The 17,683-nt window shown below is 76.1% G+C and carries 13 protein-coding genes; 10 read left to right on the plus strand and 3 right to left on the minus strand.

What is annotated here, in order from left to right; genetic code table 11:
* Positions 1–2: 2 nt before the first annotated feature.
* On the plus strand, positions 3–212 hold the full coding sequence (locus OCU29_RS04350; protein WP_261818933.1) for a hypothetical protein: 210 nt from the start codon (positions 3–5) through the stop codon (positions 210–212).
* 38 nt (positions 213–250) lie between these two features.
* On the opposite strand, the gene ilvA is transcribed toward OCU29_RS04350, so the two are convergent.
* Together ilvA and OCU29_RS04360 are read right to left on the minus strand one after the other, a co-directional pair.
* Positions 251–1,525, minus strand: coding sequence for a threonine ammonia-lyase IlvA (gene ilvA, locus OCU29_RS04355; protein ID WP_261818934.1), 1,275 nt, complete (start codon positions 1,523–1,525; stop codon positions 251–253).
* A 143-nt stretch (positions 1,526–1,668) separates the two neighbouring features.
* Positions 1,669–2,835 carry an acyl-CoA dehydrogenase family protein gene (locus tag OCU29_RS04360; protein ID WP_261818935.1) on the minus strand — a complete coding sequence of 389 codons (1,167 nt, stop codon included), beginning with the start codon at positions 2,833–2,835 and terminating at the stop codon, positions 1,669–1,671.
* Positions 2,836–2,923: 88 nt separating this feature from the next.
* Here OCU29_RS04360 and OCU29_RS04365 point away from each other — a divergent pair, with 88 nt between their 5' ends.
* Together OCU29_RS04365 and OCU29_RS04370 are read left to right on the plus strand one after the other, a co-directional pair.
* On the plus strand, positions 2,924–3,550 hold the full coding sequence (locus OCU29_RS04365) for a TetR/AcrR family transcriptional regulator (RefSeq protein WP_261818936.1): 627 nt from the start codon (positions 2,924–2,926) through the stop codon (positions 3,548–3,550).
* A gap of 77 nt (positions 3,551–3,627) precedes the next feature.
* Positions 3,628–5,199: a hypothetical protein gene (locus OCU29_RS04370; protein ID WP_261818937.1), complete on the plus strand. Its 1,572-nt coding sequence runs from the start codon at positions 3,628–3,630 to the stop codon at positions 5,197–5,199.
* 27 nt (positions 5,200–5,226) lie between these two features.
* Here the strand turns inward: OCU29_RS04370 and OCU29_RS04375 are convergent, their stop codons facing one another.
* Positions 5,227–6,129, minus strand: coding sequence for a sulfite exporter TauE/SafE family protein (locus OCU29_RS04375; RefSeq protein ID WP_261818938.1), 903 nt, complete (start codon positions 6,127–6,129; stop codon positions 5,227–5,229).
* A 187-nt stretch (positions 6,130–6,316) separates the two neighbouring features.
* Here OCU29_RS04375 and OCU29_RS04380 point away from each other — a divergent pair, with 187 nt between their 5' ends.
* The 7 genes from OCU29_RS04380 to OCU29_RS04410 all read left to right on the plus strand — a co-directional run bounded on the left by OCU29_RS04380 (position 6,317) and on the right by OCU29_RS04410 (position 17,648).
* A complete protein-coding gene (locus OCU29_RS04380; protein WP_261818939.1) occupies positions 6,317–6,775 on the plus strand; it encodes a PGPGW domain-containing protein in 459 nt (152 codons plus the stop codon).
* The gene (locus OCU29_RS04385; RefSeq protein ID WP_261818940.1) at positions 6,772–7,266 is read left to right on the plus strand and encodes a PGPGW domain-containing protein; all 495 of its coding nucleotides are present in this window, start codon (positions 6,772–6,774) and stop codon (positions 7,264–7,266) included. The genes OCU29_RS04380 and OCU29_RS04385 overlap by 4 nt, the downstream gene beginning before the upstream one ends.
* A 77-nt stretch (positions 7,267–7,343) precedes the next feature.
* Positions 7,344–10,685, plus strand: coding sequence for an exodeoxyribonuclease V subunit gamma (gene recC / locus OCU29_RS04390; RefSeq protein WP_261818941.1), 3,342 nt, complete (start codon positions 7,344–7,346; stop codon positions 10,683–10,685).
* Complete coding sequence (locus OCU29_RS04395) at positions 10,682–14,110, plus strand: UvrD-helicase domain-containing protein (protein WP_261818942.1); 3,429 nt, start codon at positions 10,682–10,684, stop codon at positions 14,108–14,110. The genes recC and OCU29_RS04395 overlap by 4 nt, the downstream gene beginning before the upstream one ends.
* Complete coding sequence (gene recD / locus OCU29_RS04400; RefSeq protein WP_261818943.1) at positions 14,107–16,014, plus strand: exodeoxyribonuclease V subunit alpha; 1,908 nt, start codon at positions 14,107–14,109, stop codon at positions 16,012–16,014. The genes OCU29_RS04395 and recD overlap by 4 nt, the downstream gene beginning before the upstream one ends.
* Positions 16,015–16,032: 18 nt before the next feature.
* Positions 16,033–16,629, plus strand: a complete 597-nt coding sequence (locus tag OCU29_RS04405) for an ACT domain-containing protein (protein WP_370463659.1) — start codon at positions 16,033–16,035, stop codon at positions 16,627–16,629.
* Between the two features lie 101 nt (positions 16,630–16,730).
* Positions 16,731–17,648, plus strand: a complete 918-nt coding sequence (locus tag OCU29_RS04410; RefSeq protein WP_179615043.1) for a 1,4-dihydroxy-2-naphthoyl-CoA synthase — start codon at positions 16,731–16,733, stop codon at positions 17,646–17,648.
* Positions 17,649–17,683: the final 35 nt, after the last annotated feature.

The raw sequence follows: 17,683 nt of genomic DNA on the forward strand, positions 1-17,683 counted from the left end.
GCATGGACGCCACCGAGCCCACCGGGCAGGCCCCCGACCACGACGGCCCCGACCCCGACGCGGTCGCCTCGCGCGCGGAGCTGCTGCCCGAGGAGCGCGAGGCCGGCAGCGCCGACCCGCAGGCGCAGGCCGAGGCGATCCTGGCCGACTCCGAGGAGCGCACCGAGGACCCCGAGGGCACCCGCGACGACTCGACGCAGACCCCCGACTAGTCCCACCAGCTCCCGGACCAGCCCCCGACAGCGCGGGTCTACATCACCCAGCGGAAGAGCGGGCTCTCGGGCGGCACCTGCTCCACGCGCAGCGGCGAGGCCTCCATGCGGCCCAGCAGCCCGGCGAGGTCGCCGGCGTCGGCGAGCTCGACGCCGACCAGCGCCGGGCCGGTCTCCCGGTTGCTGCGCTTGACGTACTCGAAGAGGGTGATGTCGTCGTCGGGGCCCAGCACCTCGTCGAGGAAGCGGCGCAGCGCGCCGGGCTCCTGGGGGAACTCGACCAGGAAGTAGTGCTTGAGCCCCTCGTGGACCAGCGCCCGCTCGACCACCTCGGCGTAGCGGCTGACGTCGTTGTTGCCGCCCGAGACGATCGCCACGACCAGCGACCCGGGCGCCAGCACCGGCCCGCCGGCGTCCATCGGCAGCCGCAGCGCGGCGCTCGCGAGGGCGCCCGCGGGCTCGGCGATGATGCCGTCGGACTGGTAGAGGTCGAGCATCTCGACGCAGGCCAGGCCCTCGGGCACCGCCACCATGGGCGGCTGGTGCCGGGCGACGACGGCGTGGGTCCAGGTGCCGACGCGGCGTACGGCGGCGCCGTCGACGAAGCCGTCGAGGTCGGCCAGCGCCACCGGCTCGCCCGCCTCGAGCGCCGCGGCCATGCTGCCCGCCCCCGCCGGCTCGGCGCCGACGACGCGCACCTGGGGGGCGTGGACGCCCAGGTAGGTCAGCAGCCCGGCGACCAGCCCACCGCCGCCGACCGGCACGACCACCGCGTCGGGCGTGCGGCCGGTCTGCGCGTCGAGCTGGGTGAGCAGCTCGCGCGCCACCGTGCCCTGCCCGGCGATGGTGCGCGGGTCGTCGAAGGCCGGCACCGGCGTCGCGCCGCTCTCGAGGGCGTACGCCGCACTGGCCGCGGCCGCCTCGTCGTAGGTGTCGCCGACGATCACCACCTCGACGAGCCCGGCGCCGAGCACCGCGACCCGCTCGCGCTTCTGGCGCGGGGTGGTGCGCGGCAGGTGGACGCGGGCGCGCACCCCGGCGCGGGCGCAGGCGAAGGCGACGCCCTGCGCGTGGTTGCCGGCGCTCGCGCAGGTCACGCCGCGCTCGCGCGCCTCGGCGGGGAGCTGGTCGATGAGCGTGAACGCGCCGCGCAGCTTGTAGGAGCGCACCGGCTGCAGGTCCTCGCGCTTGAGCCACACCTCGAGCTCGAGCAGGGTCGAGAGCCGGTCGCTGCGGTGCAGCGGCGTCGGGCCCAGGATGTCGGCGAGGCGGTCGGCGGCCGCGTCGACGTCGGCGGCGGTCGGGAGGTCCACCGGGCCAGCCTCCCACCCGGCCTCCCGCTCCCCGCGACCCGGCGCCAGTCCCGCGCCGACCCGTCGCCAGTTCCGCGCCGAGCCGTCGTGAGTTCCCGACCCGGGAGGAACTGGCGTCGGCTCGCGGAGGAAGTGGCGCCGGGTCAGCGGTGGGTGATGGCCCCGGCGGCGTCCTTGTCGAGCGAGCGGGCCACGACCATCCGCTGGATCTGGTTGGTGCCCTCGAAGATCTGCATCACTTTGGCCTCGCGCATGTAGCGCTCGACCGGGAAGTCGCGGGTGTAGCCGTAGCCGCCGAGCACCTGGACCGCGTCGGTGGTGACCTTCATGGCGTTGTCGGTGGCCACCAGCTTGGCGATCGAGGCCTCGCGACCGAACGGCTGGCCGGCGTCCTTGAGCCGGGCCGCGTGCAGCACCGTGGCGCGGGCGCTCTGCACCGCGGCCTCCATGTCGGCCAGCACGAACGCCAGCCCCTGGTGCTCGATGATCGGGCGGCCGAAGGTCTCGCGCTCGCGGGCGTAGGCCAGGGCGTGGTCGAGGGCGCCCTGGGCCAGGCCGGTGGCGACCGCGGCGATGCCCAGCCGCCCGGAGTCGAGCCCGGCCAGCGCGATGCGCAGCCCCTCGCCCTCGGCGCCGAGGCGCCGCTCGACCGGCACCCGGACGCCGTCGAAGCGCATCGTGGCGGTGGCCGAGCCCGTCAGGCCCATCTTGCGCTCGGGCGGGTCGGCGACCAGGCCGGGGGTGTCGGCCGGCACCAGGAAGCAGGAGATGCCGCCGCGGTCCTCGGACGTGCGGGCCATCACCTTGTAGAAGTCGGCGTGCCCGCCATGGGTGGTCCAGGCCTTCGCCCCGTCGATGACGTAGTCGTCGCCGTCGCGGCGCGCGGTGGTGCGCATCGCGGCCGGGTCGGAGCCGGCGTGGGCCTCCGAGAGGCAGTAGGCGCCGAGCAGCTCGCCGCCGAGCATGTCGGGCAGCCACCGGCGGCGCTGCTCGTCGGTGCCGAACTCCGCGAGCCCGAAGCAGCTCAGGGCGTGCACGGAGACACCCACCCCGACCGACGACCACACCGCGGCGATCTCCTCGAGCACCTGCAGGTAGACCTCGTAGGGCAGGCCGGCACCCCCCTGCTCCTCGGGGTAGGGCAGGCCCAGCAGCCCGCTGCGGCCCAGCAGCCGGAAGACGTCGCGGGGGAACTCCTCGTCGGCCTCGGCCGCGGCCACCCGGGGGGCCAGCTCCTCGGTGGCGATGCGACGTACCAGCGCCAGCAGCTCGGCGGACTCGTCGGTGGCCAGGACGCGGCGGGCGGGCATGGGTCCTCCTGAGGACGGGGGGGCGGGGTCGGGTACCAGGCTACGGGATCTGGTACCCGGTCGGTCGCCGAGCGCCTAGGGTGCCGGTGTGAGCACGGTCGACCCCCTCCCACGGGCCGAGCAGCGCCGCGTCGAGCTGCTCGACCGCCTGGCCCGCCTGTTCCTGGCCGAGGGCTTCCTCGGGTTCGGCGTCGGCGACCTGGCCTCCCGGCTGCGCTGCTCGCGCTCCTCGCTCTACCTGGTGGCGGACTCGAAGCCCGAGATCGTGCTCGCCACGCTGCGCGACTGGTTCCGCGGCGCGGCGCAGCGCATCGAGGAGCGGGTGCTCGCCGAGCCCGACCCGGCCGCGCGGCTGCGCACCTACCTGCTCGGCGTCTCCGACGAGCTCGCGCCCGCCTCGCCGCAGTTCTACGCCGACCTCGTGGCGCACCCGCCCGCCGGTGAGGTCTACGAGGAGAACACCCGGTACGCCGCCCGGCGGGTGCGCGCCCTGGTCGACGCGGGGGTCGAGGCGGGGGCCCTGCGCCCGGTCGACGCCGTCTTCGTCGGCGCCGCGGTCGCCGAGGTGATGGCCGGCATCCAGGCCGGCCGGGTCGGCGCCGCGACCGGGCTCAGCGACGCCGCGGCCTACCGGGCGCTGGCCGACGTCGTGGTCGCGGGTCTGGCCCGCCCGGGGCAGGTGACCGACCTCACCCGCACGGGTGAAGCACGCTGACCGCGTGGGGACCGATCTTTACTCTTTGTCCTCACAGTCGGCACACAGTCGGCTCACAGGCGAAGAGGGGGCGGCGCATGGGTACCGAGCAGTCCCGTGGCGCCCCCCTCAAACCCCTCGACGACCCCACGCCCCTCGGCGGCCCGACCGTCGACGTCGGCGTGCGCGTCGGGTGGTTGCTGCGGATGGCCCGGCTCACCGCCCCCGAGCGTCCGGCCCACCGCCTCGGTGACATGGTCACGCGGCTGGAGTGGCAGGGCCTGAGCACCAGCACGTCGTCGCTGCACCGGGTCGAGACCGGCGTCGTGCGCGACGACCGGGTCGTGGCGGCGTACGAGGAGGCGCTGGCGCTGGCCCCGGGGTCCCTGCGTGCCGCCGTCGACGTCGTCTGCCGCACCTTCCCCTACAGCCCGGTCGACCGTGCGCCGCTCGCCCGCGTCGCCGGGCCCGAGGAGATGTCGCGGCTGCACGCGCCCGTCCTCGAGGGCCGCGCCACGGGCGGTCAGTGGCGCGACTGGGCGCGCTCGCTGTCCCAGCCCGGGAACGTCTCGCTACCCGTCGGCATCGCCCAGGAGCGGGTGTGCGCGCTGATGACGGAGCTGGTGCGCGCCCAGGGACCCAGCTACCTGACGCGGTACGACGCCCTGGCCACGCTGCGGCGCAGCGAATGGGGCGGGGTGGTGCGCGCCGCCGCGGCGGAGATGCTCACGGAGCCGCACGTGCAGGTGGTCAACGACCTGATGAGCGCGGTGGGGGAGGCCTCGGACCCCGTGACCCGGTCCTGGCTGGTCGACCTGCTGGGTGACGACCGGGACGTGGTCGTGCAGGGTGCCGCGGTCGGGCTGAGCACGATGGCCGAGTCGCACGGGTCGCCCGACTTCTGGGGCCCGGTGCTGGACCTGCTCGTCGAGCACTACAACGACGCGGGCCCGGCGGGATCTCGCTGGCACTGGCTCTCGCACCTCCTGCGGCTGGTACCGCCGGCCGAGCTGGCCGAGGTGCGGGGGCGGCTCGGGCACGCCCCGGCCCCCGTCGGCGAGGCGCTCCAGCCCGAGGGGCGCGAGGCCCTGGTGCGGGTCTGCCAGCTGCACGCGGAGGAGGCGTCGGCCGCGCTGGGGCTGCCCTACCAGCCGCTGCTGGCCCGGCTGCTCCACGAGTTCATCGGCGACGGCCGGTCGGCGCGCTCGCAGACCAGCGGGATGCTGCTGGCCGCGCTGCCGCCGGTGAGCCGGGTCTGCGTCGACGCCGTCGTCTCGATCTCCGAGGAGCACCCCGACCCGTGGCTGCGGGAGCGGGCGGCGTCCCGCGTCCTCCTCCTGGTCGACGGCTACCTGCCGGCCCGGGTCCGCGAGCGGCTGGTCGGTGACGACCTGCCCCTGCGCGACGTCCTCTGGGCGGTCCGCGCGCACGTCCCGGTCAGCGACGCGTCGCTGCGCCGGGTGGTCTCCGACCCGGAGACCGGGCTGGGCCCGGTCGGTGGCATGCACGCGGCCGGGCTCGCCGGCTGGCCGTTGCTGGGCGAGCTGGCCGACGACCCGGAGGTGCCGGAGCAGGTCCGGGGAGCGGCGCGCTGGTGGCTGCGCATCGGGAGCCACCTGCGCGACCCCCTCCCGGACACCGCGTCCGGGCAGCCCCCCGTCGAGGAGTGACCCGGACGCGGCCCCGAGGTGGGCTCGTCAGGCGTCGACCGGCGTGAGGGCGGCGAGCTCGGCGTCCAGGCGCCGCGAGGCGCGCTCCTGGCGCACGGCCCAGACGATGCCGCTGACCCACAGCACGAACAGCGCCGCGGCGAGCGCGCCCACCTGGGCGCCCGAGGCGCCGAAGGCCTCGGCGATGGTCTTGGAGTTGGTCAGCACGATCAGGCCGCCGGCCGCGACGCCGAGCACGCGGGCAGCCATGATCTTGACCAGCCACGCCGCCACCGGCGCGGCCACGACGCCACCGGCGAGCAGCGCCAGCGCGTAGGACCACGGGATGCCGGCCGAGCCGAGCGCCCAGATGAAGCCGAGCGAGCCGCCGACCGCGACCACGAACTCCGAGGTGTCGATGGAGCCGACCACCTTGCGGGGCTCGAGGCGGCCCGAGGAGAGCAGGGTGGTGGTGCCGACCGGGCCCCAGCCGCCGCCGCCCACGGCGTCGAGCGCGCCACCGACGAGACCCATCGGGGCCAGCATCCGCACCGAGGGGCGCGAGCGGAACTGCGGGCGACGCCCGCCCAGCACCAGGAAGCGCCAGATCACGTAGAGGCCCAGGCCCAGCAGGATGCCGGCGACCCACGGCTTGGCGACCGCTCCGTCGAGGTTGGCCAGGAAGGTGGCGCCGGCGAAGGCGCCGACGAAGCCGGGGCCGGCCAGGATCGAGACGGTGCGCCAGTCGACGTTGCCGAGCTTGTGGTGGCTGATGCCGGAGACGAGCGAGGTGCCGATCTCGGAGAAGTGCACGGCGGCGGAGGCGGCGGCCGGGGCGAGGCCGACGGCGAGCAGCAGCGTCGAGGAGGTGACGCCGTACGCCATGCCGAGCGAGCCGTCGATCAGCTGGGCCAGGAGGCCGACGAAGCCGAGCACGAGGAGCTTGCGCATCTGGGGAAGCCTTTCAGTAGTTACTTACTTAAGTCGAGTGAACAGGTAGAGATTATGCACATAGTGGGGGGTGGTGTGACGCGACACCCGCCGCGTGGCGCGGAGTTCACCGGTCGGGCACCGGCCGGCCGCCCGGCGGCAGGGCGGCGGACGCCTCGCCGTCGCCGTCGCCCCGCACCCTGGCTCGATGAGGACCCCTCTGCTGCTCGCGCTCGGCTGGGCCCTGGTCCTGCTCGGGGTGGTGCTCTACCCGCTCCCCGGCCCGGGGCTGCTGGTGCTGGCCGCGGGCGTGCACGTGCTCGCGCGCGCTGACGAGCGGGTGGCGGCCCGGCTGGCGCCGTGGAAGGCGCGAGGGCTGCGGGCGGCGGCCCGCTCGGTCGCGACCTGGCCGCGCACCCTGGTCTCGCTGGCCGGCACCCTGGCCCTGGCCGCCACCGGCCTGGTCTGGCTGCTCGACCCCGCGGTCCCGTCGTGGTGGGTGCTGCCGGCGTGGGCGTGGCTGCCCGGCGGCACCTGGAGCGGGGTGGCGCAGGTGGCCTCCGGGGCCGTGGGTGTCGCCCTGGTCGTGTGGTCGCGCGTCCGGCTCGAGGCTCCTCCCCCGGGGTCTGGCGGGGCTTGGACACCTCTGGGATGCTCGAGGCCATGAAGTCCGCTGCGCGCCGCGTCACGCTCGAGGTGGTCGGGTGGACGCTGGTCGTCGCCGGCATCGCCGCGCTGATCCTGCCCGGGCCCGGCCTGCTGATGCTCTTCGCCGGCATGGCGGTGCTCTCGCAGCAGTACGACTGGGCCGCCAAGCGGCTCGCCCCCGTGAAGTACCGGGCCATGCGGGGAGCCGCCGACGGGGTCGCGACCTGGCCGCGCATCATCGGCTCCACCCTGGCCGCGCTGTTCGTCGCCGGCCTCGGCGTGCTCTGGATCGTCGGCCCGGAGGCCCCGCGCTGGTGGTTCCTCGACGAGACCTGGTGGTTGGCCGGAGGGGTGGCCTTCGGCATCACGCAGGTCCTCTCCGCGGGCATCGCCCTCGGGCTGATCGTGTGGAGCTACCGCCGCTTCCACGGCAAGCCGGAGGCGATCGACGACCTCGAGCGCGACATCCAGCGGGCCGACTCGGACCACGAGACCAGCTCGCACCGCTAGTCCGCCCGCCGGCCCCACGACCGGCCCCACCACCGGCGGTCCGTCCCGCTGTCGGCGGCGCGTGCGATGCTGCCGCCGTGCCGCTCCACCTCCACCGCGCCACCCGCACCGACCGGCTCGTCGACGGCCTCGGGGCGCTGCTCGCCGAGCCCCTGGCCGACCCGTTCGCCGAGGAGGTCGTGGTGGTGCCCGCCAAGGGCGTCGAGCGCTGGGTGACCCAGCGCCTCTCGCACACCCTCGGCACCGGCCCGCGCGGCTCCGACGGCATCTGCGCCGGCGTCCGGTTCCTCACCCCCCGCTCGCTGGTCTCGCTGCTCCTCGACCGCGACCGCGAAGACCCGTGGGACCCCGACCGGCTGGTCTGGCCGCTGCTCGCGACCATCGACGCCTCGCTCGACGAGCCGTGGTGCGCCACCCTGGCCCAGCACCTGGGCCACGGCCGCGACGGTGACGACGCCGAGCTGCGCCGCGACCGGCGCTGGTCGGTGGCGCGTCGCCTCGCCGGCCTGCTCTCGTCGTACGCCGTGCAGCGCCCGTCGCTGGTCACCGACTGGCGCGAGGGGCGCGACACCGACGGCTGGGGCGGTGACCTGCCCGGCGACCTGGCCTGGCAGCCCGAGCTGTGGCGCCGCCTGCTCGAGCGGGTACCGGCCGACCCGCCCGACGTGCGCCTGGCCCGCACCGTGGCCGCGCTCGAGGCCGGCGGCGACGGCCTCGACCTGCCCGGGCGGCTCTCGCTCTTCGGCCACACCCGGCTGCCCGCGGGCGAGGTCGCGCTGCTGGGCGCGCTGGCCCGCCGCCGCGAGGTGCACCTGTGGCTGCCCCAGCCCTCCCCGCGGCTGTGGGAGGCCCTCGCCGACGTCGAGGGCCCCGTACGCCGCCGCGCCGACCGCTCCACCGAGCGCACCGGCCACCCGCTGCTGGCCTCGCTGGGGCGCGACACCCGCGAGCTGGCGCGCACCCTCGCGCCCCTGTCGCCCCGCGACGAGCCGGTGCCCGGGCCCGACGAGGCCCCCACGACCCTGCTGGGCCTGCTCCAGCACGACCTGCGCGCCAACCACGCCCCCACGCCCGAGGAGCGCGCGAGCAGGGTGCACGACCCCGCCGACCGCAGCCTGCAGGTGCACGCCTGCCACGGCCCCGCCCGGCAGGTCGACGTGCTGCGCGAGGTGCTGGTCGGGCTCCTCGAGGACGACCCGACCCTGCAGCCGCGCGACATCCTGGTGATGTGCCCCGACATCGAGACCTACGCGCCCCTGGTCTCGGCCGGGTTCGGCCTGGCCGAGGCCGTCGAGGACACCCCCGGCGGCGGCCACCCCGCCCACCGGCTGCGGGTGCGGCTGGCCGACCGGGCGCTGAGCAGCACCAACCCGCTGCTGGCGCTGGCGGGCCGGCTCGTCGAGCTCGCCGGCGGCCGGGTCACCGCCTCCGACGTGCTCGACCTGGCCTCCTCGCCGCCCTGCCGGCTGCGCTTCGGCCTGGGTGACGACGACCTCGACCGGGTCGCGCGCTGGGTCGGCTCGGCCGGCATCCGCTGGGGCCTCGACGCGCCGCACCGTGCCGCCTTCTCGATGGCCCGCTTCGAGCACAACACCTGGCGGGCCGGCCTCGACCGGGTGCTCCTGGGCGTGGCAATGAGCGAGGACGACCACCGCCGGGTCGGGCGCGGTCTGCCCCTCGACGACGTCGGCAGCTCCGACATCGACCTCGTCGGGCGCCTCGCCGAGCTCGTCGACCGGCTCGACACCTGCGTCAGCGCGCTGTCGACCGCCGAGGACGCCGCCACCTGGATGAGCGCCCTCGCCGACGGCGTGCGCAGCCTCGGCGACGTGGAGCCCGACGACGCCTGGCAGCTCGCCCAGCTCGACACCGAGCTGTCCCGGGCGGCCGCCTCGGCCGCGGACGGGCCGGGGGTGCGGCTGCGGCTGGCCGACGTGCGCGCCCTGCTCGTCTCACGGCTGGGAGGACGCCCCACCCGGGCCAACTTCCGCACCGGCACGCTGACGGTCTGCACCATGGTGCCGATGCGCTCGGTGCCCCACCGGGTGGTCTGCCTGGTCGGCCTGGACGACGGCGTCTTCCCGCGCAGCCTGGCCCCCGACGGCGACGACGTGCTGGCCCGCGACCCGCTCACCGGCGAGCGCGACGTGCGCAGCGAGGACCGCCAGCTGCTGCTCGACGCGCTGCTCTCGGCGACCGAGACGCTGGTGGTGACCTACACCGGCGCCAACGAGCACTCCGGCGCGTCCCGGCCGCCGGCGGTCCCGCTGGGCGAGGTCCTCGACGCCGCCGACCGCACCTGCGCCGCTCCGGTCCGCCAGCAGGTGCTGACCCACCACCCGCTGCAGCCCCACGACGCCCGCAACCTGACCCCGGCGGGCCTGCTGCCCCACGACCCGCGCCCCTTCAGCTTCGACACCGCCGCGCTCGGCGGGGCCCGCGCCGCGGTGGCCGAGCGGGTCCCTCCGGCGCCGCTGCTCGACGGCGACCTGCCGGCCCAGCCGCCGGGCGACGTCACCCTGGCCGAGCTGCGCTCCTTCTTCCTGCACCCGGTGCGCAGCTTCCTGCGCCAGCGCCTCGACGTGTCGACGCCGCTCGAGCCCGACGAGGTCGGCGACGCGATCCCGGTCTCGCTCGACGCCCTGCAGGCCTGGGCGGTCGGCGACCACCTCCTGCGCGAGGTGCTGGCCGGCCAGGACCCGGTCGCGGTGATGACCGCCGAGCAGCTGCGCGGCACCCTGCCACCGGGCGTGCTGGGTGAGCAGGCGCTGCGGGGGGTCGTCGAGGAGTCGCAGAAGCTCTTCGAGCGCACCGCCGACCTGCGGGTCGGGGCCCCGCGCACCCTCGACGTCGACGTCGACCTGGGCGGCGGCCGCCGCCTGACCGGCACCGTCGCCGGGGTCCACGGCAGCAAGGTGCTCTCGCTGGGCTACTCGCGGCTCCGGGCCAAGCAGCGCCTGGGGTCCTGGATCGACCTGCTCGCCCTCTCCGCCGCCCACCCCGACGAGGTCTTCACCGCCCACGCCGTCGGTCGTGAGCGCGCCGGGCCCCGGCGGGCCCTGGCCGGCCCGCTCGACCACCGGGCCGAGGAGTGGCTGCGCCGCCTCGTCGAGCTGCGCGACCTCGGTCTGCGTCGTCCGCTGCCGCTGCCCGTGGCCACCTCCGCCGCCTGGGCCGAGGCCCACGCCCGCACCCTGCTGGGCGACGACGTCTCGCCCGAGGAGCAGGCGCGCAAGGCGTGGGAGACCGACCCGCACCACCCCTACGGCATCCAGGGCGAGGACGCCGACCCCTACCACCGCCGGGCCTTCGGCGAGCGGGCCGACCTCTCGGTGCTGCTCGACGCCGGGCTGGGCGAGCACGCGTGGACCCTGTGGGAGCCGCTGCTCACCGGTGGCGAGAGGGTGGGGCCGCTGTGAGCACACCCACCCGGCCCGACCAGGCGGACACCGGCTTCGACGTCTGCACGCCCGACCTGCCCGCCCCGGGCACCACCACGCTGCTCGAGGCCAGCGCCGGCACCGGCAAGACCTGGACCATCGGCGCCCTGGTCACCCGCTACGTCGTCGAGGGCACCGCCCGCCTCGACGACATGCTCGTGGTGACGTTCGGGCGGGCCGCCAGCCAGGAGCTGCGCGAACGGGTGCGGGCCCAGCTGGTCGAGGCCGAGCGGGCCCTGGCCGGGGACCCCGACGTGCCCGCCGGCACCGACCTGCTGCGCCTGCTGGTGGGCGACGGGAGCGACCGGGAGGTGCGCCACCGCCGCGTCCTCGAGGCGCTCGCCGGCTTCGACGCGGCCACCATCGCCACCACCCACCAGTTCTGCGCCCTGGTGCTCGAGTCGTTGGGCGTCGCCGGGGACACCGACGCCCGGGCCCGGCTCGTCGAGGACCTCGACGACCTGCTGCGCGAGGTCGTCGACGACCTCTACCTGCGGGCCTTCGCCTACGCCGAGGGCGACCCGGTCTTCAGCCACGCGGACGCCCTGGCCATCGCACGGACCGCCGTCGGCGACCCCCAGGCCCGTCTCGAGCCGGCCGACGCCGACCCCGCCACCCCGGCCGGGCGGCGGGTGGCCTTCGCCCGGGCCGTGCGCGAGGAGCTCGACCTGCGCAAGCGCCGCCTGGGCGTGCTGTCCTACGACGACCTGCTGGTCCAGCTCGCCCACGCCCTCGAGGAGCCCGGCTCCCCGGCCCGCAGCCGCATGCAGGAGCGCTGGCAGCTGGTGCTCGTCGACGAGTTCCAGGACACCGACCCGGTGCAGTGGACCGTGCTCGAGCGCGCGTTCAGCGGCGTGGCGACCATGGTGCTGATCGGCGACCCCAAGCAGGCCATCTACGCCTTCCGCGGCGGCGACGTCACGACGTACCTCGCCGCGGCGCGCAGCGCCGACCGGCACGAGACCCTGGCGGTCAACTGGCGCAGCGACGGCGCCCTGCTCGAGGCCACCCAGGAGCTCCTCGCCGGCGCCCAGCTCGGCGACGAGCAGATCGTGGTGCACCCCGTCACCGCCCACCACCAGGAGCGCCGCCTCGTGGGCGCCCCGGTGGCCGCGCCGCTGCGCCTGCGGGCGGTGCGCCGCGAGACCTTCCGACGCGGGCCCGGCGTCGCCCTGCCCGTCGCCCAGGTGCGCCCGCACGTCGCCCGCGACCTGGCCCTCGACGTGCGCCGCCTGCTGGCCTCGGGCGCCACCTTCGACGGCCGACCGCTCGAGCCCCGCGACGTGGCGGTCATCTCCTACCGCCACGCCGACCTGGCCGCCGCCCAGCGCGCGCTGCTCGAGGAGGGCGTCCCCGCCGTGATCGCCGGCGGCGGCAGCGTCTTCGCCACCCCGGCCGCGGTGGAGTGGCTCAGCCTGCTGGAGGCCCTCGAGCAGCCGCACCGCAGCGCCCGGGTCCGCGCCGCCGCCCTGACCTGCTTCCTCGGCCGCACGGCCGCCGAGCTCGCCGGCGACCCCGGACCGGGCGGACGCACGCCCGACGACGTCACCGACGACGTCGCCGACGTGCTGCGCCGCTGGGCCGACCTGGCCGCGCGCCGCGGCGTCGCCGCGGTGATGGAGGCCGCCTCGGCCGGCGGCCTGCCCGCCCGGGTGCTGCGCGAGGTCGGCGGCGAGCGGCGCCTGACCGACCTGCGCCACATCGGCGAGGCGCTCCACGAGACCGCCCAGCGCGAGCACCTCGGTCTGGTCTCGCTGCTGGCCTGGCTGCGCGAGCAGGTCGCCGAGGGCCGCGCCGGGCGGGGTGCCGAGCGCACCCGGCGCCTCGACTCCGACGCCGCCGCCGTGCAGCTGGTGACGATCCACGCCAGCAAGGGCCTGCAGTACCCCGTGGTCTACCTGCCCGCACTCGCCGACCGGTTCGTGCCCAAGCCGGTGCGTCCGCTCTTCCACGACGACGACGGCGAGCGGTGCCTCGACGTCGGCGGCCCGCGCGACGCCGGCGCCGACGGCTGGGGTGACAGCGTGCGCCGCTGGAACGACGAGGAGGCGGGGGAGTGGCTGCGGCTGCTCTACGTGGCGATGACCCGTGCGCAGTCGCAGGTCGTGTGCTGGTGGGCGCCGACCAAGAACGCGCCGGCCTCGCCGCTGCACCGTCTGCTCGCACGGGCGGAGGGCGAGCCGGTGGTGCCGCGCACGCCGCCGGTGCCCTCCGACGACGAGGTCGTCGGCCTCTTCGGCGCCTGGGCCCGGCGCGGTGGCCCGGCGCCCGAGGCGGCGCTGTGGGCCGACCCGCCGCCGGTGCCCGCGCCCGGCGCGCCGCCCCCGCTCGCGGCGCGCCGCTTCGGGCGCGCCGTCGACACGGCGTGGCGGCGCACGTCGTACTCCGCGCTGACCGCGACCCTGACCGCCGACCAGTCCACGGCCCCCACCGGCGGCGGGACCGGACCGGGCGTGGGCAGCGAGCCGGAGCGCACCCCCCAGGACGACGAGCCCGTCACGGCGGTGCCGGTCCTGCCCCCGACGCTCGCGCCGCAGCCGGCCCCGGCGCAGCTGCAGGTCGCCTCCCCGATGGCCGACCTGCCGGTCGGGGCCACCTTCGGGTCCCTGGTGCACGCCGTGCTCGAGCACGCCGACCCCGCGGCGCCCGACCTGCACGCCGAGCTGCTGGGCCACGTGCGCGAGCAGCTCGTCTGGTGGCCCGTCGACGTCGACCCGGAGGCGCTGGCCGGGGCCCTGGTCACGGTGTGCGACTCCCCGCTCGGCAGCGCCGCGCCCGGGGTGCGGCTGCGCGACGTCGCGCTGGGCGACCGGCTGCGCGAGATGGACTTCGAGCTGCCGCTCTCGGGTGGCGACCTGGCGGCCCCGCTCCAGGGTGGGTCCGAGGTGCGCCTGGGCGACCTGGCACCGCTGCTGCTGGAGCACCTGCCCGCCGGCGACCCGGTGCGCGGCTACGCCGCCGCGCTCGAGCAGCCGGCCCTGGGCGACCAGCCCCTGCGCGGCTACCTGACCGGCTCGGTCGACGTCGTGCTGCGCACCGCTGGTGCCGGCGGGGCGCCGCGCTACCTGGTGGTCGACTACAAGACCAACTGGCTGGGCCCGCCCGACGAGCCGTTGACCGCGCACGCCTACCGGCCCGAGGCGCTCGACGCGGCGATGACGCACTCCGACTACCCGCTCCAGGCGCTGCTCTACGCGGTGGTCCTGCACCGCTTCCTGCGCTGGCGCCAGCCGGGTTACGACCCCGCGCAGCACCTGGGCGGGGTGCTCTACCTCTACCTGCGCGGCATGTGCGGGGCAGAGACCCCGCTCGTCGACGGCGAGCCCTGCGGGGTCTTCCGCTGGACGCCGCCGGTGGCGCTGCTCGAGGCGGTCTCGGACCTGCTGGACGGAGGACGGCCATGACCAGCCCGACGAGCCCGACGAGCACCGGCGCCGTGGCGGGAGCGGGCGAGCCGCCCGAGCCGCTGCCCGCCCACGACCAGCGCCGGGTGCGCTCGGCGACCGGGCTGCTGGCCGGCTTCAACGACACCGGCCTGCTCGAGGCCGCCGACGTCCACGTCGCCCGCCGGGTCTCGGCGCTGGCCGGTGAGGACGACGAGCAGGTGCAGCTCGCGCTCGCCCTGGCGGTGCGCGGGGTGCGCTCCGGCTCGGTGTGCGTCGACCTCGCGGCGGCGCCCACCCTGCTCGAGCACGCCGGGTGGCCCGACCCGGCCGGCTGGGTCGAGGCGGTGGCGGCCTCGCCGCTGGTCGACCAGGGGGTGCTGCACCTGGAGGACGGCACCGTCTACCTCGACCGCTACCACCGCCTCGAGAGCCAGGTCTGCGACGACCTCGTCGAGCGGGTCGGCGCCCGGCCCCCGGTGGTCGACGCGGCGGCCCTCGACGCGGCGCGCGCCCGCATCCGTGGCGACCGGCTCAGCGAGCAGCAGGAGCGCGCCGCCGTCGGTGCGGTCGGGCGCTGGACCACCGTGCTGACCGGCGGTCCCGGCACCGGCAAGACCACCACGGTCGCGCGGCTGCTGGTGCTGCTCGCCGACCAGGCCGCCGCCCGCGGCGAGCGGTTCTCGGTGGCGCTGACGGCCCCCACCGGCAAGGCCGCCACCCGGTTGCAGGAGGCGGTGCTCGACGAGCTCGCCGGTCTCGACCCGGCCGACCGCGAGCGGGTCGGTCGCCCCGAGGCGATGACGCTGCACCGGCTGCTCGGCTGGCGGCCCGACAACGCCACCCGGTTCCGCCACCACCGCGGCAACCGGCTCAAGCACGACCTCGTCGTGGTCGACGAGTCGTCGATGGTCGAGCTGACGATGATGGGGCGCCTGCTCGAGGCGGTGCGCCCGCAGGCGCGGCTGGTCCTGGTCGGCGACCCGCGCCAGCTCACCTCGGTCGGCGCCGGCGCGGTGCTGGCCGACGTGGTGCGCGGCTTCGGCGACCACTTCGGCGAGGGCACCGACGCCTCGCCCGTCGCCTCGCTGACCGAGAACTTCCGCTCCACCGAGGACATCAAGCAGCTGGCCGAGGCGCTGCGCGCCGGCGACGCCGACGAGGTGCTGGCCACGCTGCGCCGGCCCAGCGACGAGGTCGAGCTCGTCGAGCTGCCGGCCGAGGGCGGGGTGGCGGGCGCGGCGGCGGGCCCGTCGACGGGCGAGGTGCTCTCCGGCGCGCTGCGCCAGCACTCCCTCGACCTGGCCCTGCGGGTGCGGCGCCACGCCGTGGCCGGCGAGCACGAGCTGGCGGTCGCGGCCCTCGACGACCACCGGCTGCTGTGCGCCCACCGCGACGGGCCCTACGGGGTGCGCTCGTGGAACCGGCAGGTCGAGCGGTGGCTGGCCGACGAGGTCGGCGAGCCCGTGCTCGGCCAGTGGTACGTCGGGCGCCCCCTGCTGGTGACCACCAACGACTACGCGCTGGAGGTCTACAACGGCGAGACCGGCGCGGTGGTGCGCGCCCCCGACGGTCGGCTGCGGGCCTGGATCTCCGGCTCCGAGCGCCTGCGCGACTTCTCGCCGGCCCGCCTCGAGGACGTCGAGACGATGCACGCGATGACCGTGCACAAGAGCCAGGGCAGCCAGGCGGCCCACGTCACGGTGCTGCTGCCCGAGGCCGACTCGCGGCTGCTGACGCGCGAGCTGTTCTACACCGCCATCACCCGCGCCCAGCAGCAGGTGCGGGTGGTCGCCTCGGAGGCCGCGGTGCGCGCCGCGGTCGCCCGCGAGGCGCAGCGGGCCTCGGGGCTGCGCGACCGGCTGGCGCGGCGGCTCGCGGCCGCCGACCGCGTGCGTCACGTGCCCGCAACACACGAGGGCTAGGGTCGTTGCGTGTCCTTCCTGCTGCGTGTCGAGCTGCCCGACGTCCCCGGTTCGCTGGGCCGCCTGGCGAGCGCCATCGGTGAGGCGGGCGGGGACATCGAGGCGATCGAGATCGTCGAGAAGCGCGACGACGTGGCCGTCGACGACGTGCTGCTGGACCTGGTGCCGGGCACCATGCCCGACACCATCGTCTCGGCCTGCCACGCGCTGCCCGACGTCCGCGTTGTCTGGATCAGCCGGTACGCCGCCGGCGGCAACCTCTTCCTCGACCTCGAGGCCGTCGAGGAGCTGACCGCCAGCCCGGCCCAGGCGATCAACCGGCTCGTCGACCTGCTGCCGGTCACCTTCCGTGCCGACTGGGCCGCCCGCGTGCACCGCGCCGACGGCATCCTGCACGCCACCGACGCGGCCCCGCCCGAGCTGCCGTTCGTCGAGGTCATGCGCACCAAGCGCATCGAGATCGACGGCGACGACAACAACATCTACGTCGCCGCCGACCTCAGCGGCAACGAGGTCGTGCTGCTGGGCCGCCGCGGCGGCCCCGAGTTCCTGGACTCCGAGCTCGCCCGGGTCGGCCACCTGGCCGCCCTCGCGGTCAGCATCGCCCGCCCCTGACTCCCGCCGACCCGGCGCAGATCTCGCGCCGACCCGGCGCATATCTCGCGTCGACCCGGCCCGTTCCGACACCTCGTCGGGGCGCCGATAGCCTGCTCGTCATGAGCGCCATCGACGGGGTGTCGGAGATCTTCGACGCGGAGGCCTGGGACGTCGTGCCCGGCTTCGAGGACCTGACCGACCTGACCTACCACCGGGCCCGCGCCCACGGCACCGTGCGGGTCGCCTTCGACCGGCCCGACGTGCTCAACGCGTTCCGCCCGCACACCGTCGACGAGCTGCTGCGGGTGCTCGAGCACGCCCGCACCACCAGCGACGTCGGGTGCGTGCTGCTGACCGGCAACGGCCCCAGCGACAAGAACGGCAAGTGGGCCTTCTGCACCGGCGGCGACCAGCGCATCCGCGGTCGCGCCGGCTACCAGTACGCCGAGGGCGAGAGCGCCGAGACCGTCGACAAGGCCCGCCTGGGGCGGCTGCACATCCTGGAGGTCCAGCGCCTGATCCGCTTCATGCCCAAGATCGTCATCTGCGTGGTCCCCGGCTGGACCGCCGGCGGCGGGCACTCGCTGCACGTGGTCTGCGACCTGACCCTGGCCAGCGCCGAGGAGGCCCGCTTCAAGCAGACCGACGCCGACGTCGGCTCCTTCGACGGCGGCTTCGGGTCGGCGTACCTGGCCCGCCAGGTGGGGCAGAAGAAGGCCCGCGAGATCTTCTTCCTCGGCCAGACCTACTCCGCCCAGGACGGCGTCGAGATGGGCACCGTCAACAAGGCCGTGCCGCACGCCGAGCTCGAGGCCACCGCCCTGGAGTGGGGCCGGCTGGTCAACGGCAAGAGCCCGACCGCGCAGCGGATGCTGAAGTACTCCTTCAACGCCATCGACGACGGTCTGGTCGGCCAGCAGCTCTTCGCCGGCGAGACCACCCGCCTCGCGTACATGACCGACGAGGCCGCCGAGGGCCGCGACCAGTTCCTCGAGAAGCGCGACCCCGACTGGTCGCCCTACCCCTGGTACTACTGACCCGGCCCGGAACTCGCGACGACCCGGCCCGGACC

This window comes from Nocardioides sp. OK12, from assembly GCF_024341885.1.
In the GTDB taxonomy this organism is placed as follows: domain Bacteria; phylum Actinomycetota; class Actinomycetes; order Propionibacteriales; family Nocardioidaceae; genus Nocardioides; species Nocardioides marinisabuli.